Genomic DNA, 3388 nt, shown 5'->3' with positions numbered 1-3388 from the left:
GCTACGTCACGGCGGCGGAGCGTCAGGCGGCCCGCGCCGACCGCCGCGGACATCGCCACGAGCGCATGGGCGCCCGCCACGCCGCCCATCGCGCGCAACAACCGTCGCCTTCGGCGCCCGCTTCGGAGTAAGCAGATGACGGGCGCGGCGGTCCTCGACCTCACCGGCCTTGCAGCAACGTTCGCACGAGGCCGGATGGCGACCTTCGCCGACCCCGACGAGGACCTGGTGCGCCGCGTGGGTCAGGGCGATCCGGCGGCCATCCAGGCCATGGTCGCGCGCAAGCTGCCGCGCATGCTGGCGCTCGCCCAGCGCATGCTCGGCGACCCGGTCGAGGCCGAGGACGTGGCCCAGGAGGCCATGGTCCGGGCGTGGCGCCAGGCGCCGCGCTGGGTTCCCGGCCGCGCCCGCTTCGACACCTGGCTGCACCGGGTGGCGCTGAACCTCTGCTACGACCGGCTGCGGCGCCGGCGCGAGGTTCCAACCGACGCGCTCCCGGACCGGCGCGACGAGGGCCCGGCGCCGGATCGCGGGCTGCTGGCCGCCGACGTCGGGACCGCCGTCAACGGCGCTCTCGCCCGCTTGCCCGATCGGCAGCGCGAGGCCATCGTGCTGTGCCATTATCAGGACCTGTCGAATATCGAGGCCGCGGGGCTGATGGAGATCAGCATCGAGGCCCTGGAAAGCCTGCTGTCACGCGGACGGCGGGCGCTGCGACTGGCGCTGGCCGAGCACCGGCCGGACGCCGAAGGAGTATGAACGTGATGACGGCGGAACGCTTCCTCGCCCTCGTGGCCGCCTATGGCGCCGACCGCCGGCGCTGGCCGGAAGGCGAACGCGCGGCGGCCGAGGCCTTCGCCGCGGCCCATGCGGACGTGTCGGCCCCGGCTCTGTCCGAGGCTGATACGGTCGACGCCCTGCTGCATCGCTCGCCGACGCCGCAGGTCTCCATGGCGCTGCGCGACCGGGTGCTGGCCGCCGCCGCCTCGGCCGGAGGCCGGGCCGGGCGCGCCGGGCGGGTCTGGATCGATCGCCTGTCGCTGGCCTTCGGCGCGGGCTGGGCCGTGGCGACCTGCGCCGGCGTGGTCGCGGGCGTGATGCTGACGGGCCACGTCACCGCCGACGCGCAGGCCGACGCCGTACTGTACCAGTCCTCCCTGCTCGGGGTCGACGACACGGAGGTGCTCGGTTGAACGCCAGAAGCCTCAAGATCGCCCTCGCCGCCTCGGTGGCGCTGAACCTGTTCGCCCTCGCGGCCGGGGCCACCCTGCTTGTAGGCCGGGCGGACGTCGAGCGCCGCATCGAGGCCCAGCACCGTGCGCCCCGCGACCGCTCCTTCATGACGGTGGTCGAGGGACTGGACCCGGCCGTGCGGGAAGGCGTGCGCGACACCCTGCGCGCCTCGGCCCGGGAGGCCCGACCGGACTTCGAGGAGGCCCGGCTCAAGCGGCGTCAGGCGACGGCCCTGGTTCGCTCCACCAATTTCGATCCCGCTCGGGTCTCCACCCTGCTCGACGAATCCCGCGCCGCCGAACTGCGCGGCCGGGCCCGGCTCGAGGCTGACGCCGTGGCGGTTCTGGCGACGCTGGAGCCGGACGATCGCGCCGCCCTGTCGGAGATTCTCACCCGCCGCGGCCGGACGGTCGTGCGTGACAAGGGCGATCGCAAGGGTCGGGCCGCCGGCCCGCGCGCCGGGAACTGACGTCAGGCCGCCTGCGCCTGGCGCCCCGCCGCCTGCTGCGGGCGACGAATCGGCAGGTCGAAGCTGACCGTGGTTCCGCGCCCCGGTTCGCTCTCCAGCGTCAGGGTCCCGCCGTGCAACTCGATCAGCGCCTTGGTCAACGCCAGGCCGAGGCCGGTCCCTTGGGTGGTCTTGGAATGCTGCCCCTCGACCTGCTCGAACGGCCGCGCCAGGCGGGTCAGATCCTCGGCGGCGATGCCGATGCCCGTATCGGTGACGGCCACACGGACGCGGTCGTCATCCTCGCGCGACAGGGTGACGACGATGTCGCCGCCCTCCGGGGTGAATTTCACGGCGTTGGACAGCAGGTTCAGCATAACCTGCTTCAGACCCCGATGGTCGGCTTCGATGGTCGGCAGGTCCGGCGCGTCCACCAGCAGCTTCAGCCCCGCCTCCTCGACCCGGCCGCGCATCAGCCGCGCCGCGTCGTCGACGATCTCCTTCAGCGTCACCGCCTCATAGTGCAGCGTCAGCTTGCCGGCCTCGATCTTGGCCATGTCGAGGATGTCGTTGATCAGGCTCAGCAGATGCTGGCCTGAACGCAGGATGTCGGCCGCATAGCCCTTGTAGCGAGGGTCGCCCAGCGGCCCGAACATTTCGCCCGCCATGATCTCGGAGAAGCCGTTGATGGCGTTCAGCGGCGTGCGCAGCTCATGGCTCATATTGGCCAGGAACTCGGACTTGGCCTGGTTCGCCGCCTCGGCCCGGGTCATGGCGATCTCGTATTTGCGCGCCAGCAGCGACAGCTTCTCCTCGCGATCCTCCAGCTCGGTGATGGTGGCGTGCAGCCGCTCGCTGGCGCGCTGGCGCTCGGCCTCCTTCTGCTTGATGGCGGTGATGTCCGCCGCCGAGACCACCGACCCTCCCTCGGAGGTGAAGCGCTCGACCAGTTGCAGCCAGCGGCCGTCGTGCAGCTCGACCTCCCGGGCCCCGGCGCGGCCGCCGGCGGCCGGGTGCTCGGACTTGATGGCGAGGGCGGCGATGCGGTTAAGGTCGGCCTTCAGCGCGCCCTTTCGGACCACGCCCGGCTCGAAGCTGAAAGCGTCCTGGAAGGCGTGGTTGGACAGGATCAGGCGGCCATGGCGGTCGAACAGGACGAAGGCGTCAGATACGCTCTCGATGCCGTCGCGCAGCCGTCCCTCGGCGGCCTGGGCGTGGGCCTTGGCCCGGCGCGCCTCGGTGGTGTCCAGCGCGATGCCGAGGATCGAGGTGAAGCCCTCCTCGCTGCGCTCGCCGCGCGCCTGTCCCCGGGCGTCGATCCAGCGCGCGCGGCCCTGGGCGTCCGGCACCGGGAAGCTGACCTCGAAGGCGCCGAAGGTTTCGGCCTGGCGCAGGGCGTGATTCACGGCGTCGCGGTACCGGGGATGGATGCGCTCCATCATCGCTTCCGCCGTGACGGAGCCGGTGCGCTCCAGTCCCATCAGGTCGGCCATATAGTCGGACAGCAGGATCTGGCCGCTCTCGAGATCCCAGTCCCAGACGCCGCACCGCGCCGCCTCGACCGCGCCCCGGAAGCGACGCTCGGACGCGGCCCACTCCCGGCTGATCCCGGCCTCCTTGCGTTGCTGCAGCAGGGCCAGCAGCAGGACCAGCACCCCGATGATGAACGGCGCCGTCAGCACCACGGCGTCGTCCAGCAGGGCGCCG

4 protein-coding genes are annotated in these 3388 nt (G+C 72.2%); 3 read left to right on the top strand and 1 reads right to left on the bottom strand.

Annotation, left to right across the window (positions count from 1 at the left end):
• Positions 1-195: 195 nt before the first annotated feature.
• Genes RDU12_RS14120 through RDU12_RS14110 form a run of 3 tightly spaced genes read left to right on the top strand, consistent with a single transcriptional unit; the run spans position 196 to position 1702 of the window.
• Positions 196-759: an RNA polymerase sigma factor gene (locus RDU12_RS14120; RefSeq protein ID WP_308685256.1), complete on the top strand. Its 564-nt coding sequence runs from the start codon at positions 196-198 to the stop codon at positions 757-759.
• Positions 756-1193, top strand: a complete 438-nt coding sequence (locus RDU12_RS14115) for a hypothetical protein (protein ID WP_308685255.1) — start codon at positions 756-758, stop codon at positions 1191-1193. Before RDU12_RS14120 ends, RDU12_RS14115 begins: the two co-directional genes overlap by 4 nt.
• Entirely contained in the window at positions 1190-1702 is a 513-nt protein-coding gene (locus tag RDU12_RS14110; RefSeq protein ID WP_300292933.1) for a periplasmic heavy metal sensor, read from the top strand. Before RDU12_RS14115 ends, RDU12_RS14110 begins: the two co-directional genes overlap by 4 nt.
• Before the next feature lie 2 nt (positions 1703-1704).
• Here RDU12_RS14110 and RDU12_RS14105 read toward each other — a convergent pair.
• On the bottom strand, positions 1705-3388 hold a 1684-nt coding region (locus tag RDU12_RS14105), incomplete at its 5' end, for an ATP-binding protein (RefSeq protein ID WP_308685249.1).

The organism is Brevundimonas sp., assembly GCF_031082345.1.
Taxonomy (GTDB): domain Bacteria; phylum Pseudomonadota; class Alphaproteobacteria; order Caulobacterales; family Caulobacteraceae; genus Brevundimonas.
This window is presented reverse-complemented; position numbering and strand designations above follow the sequence as displayed.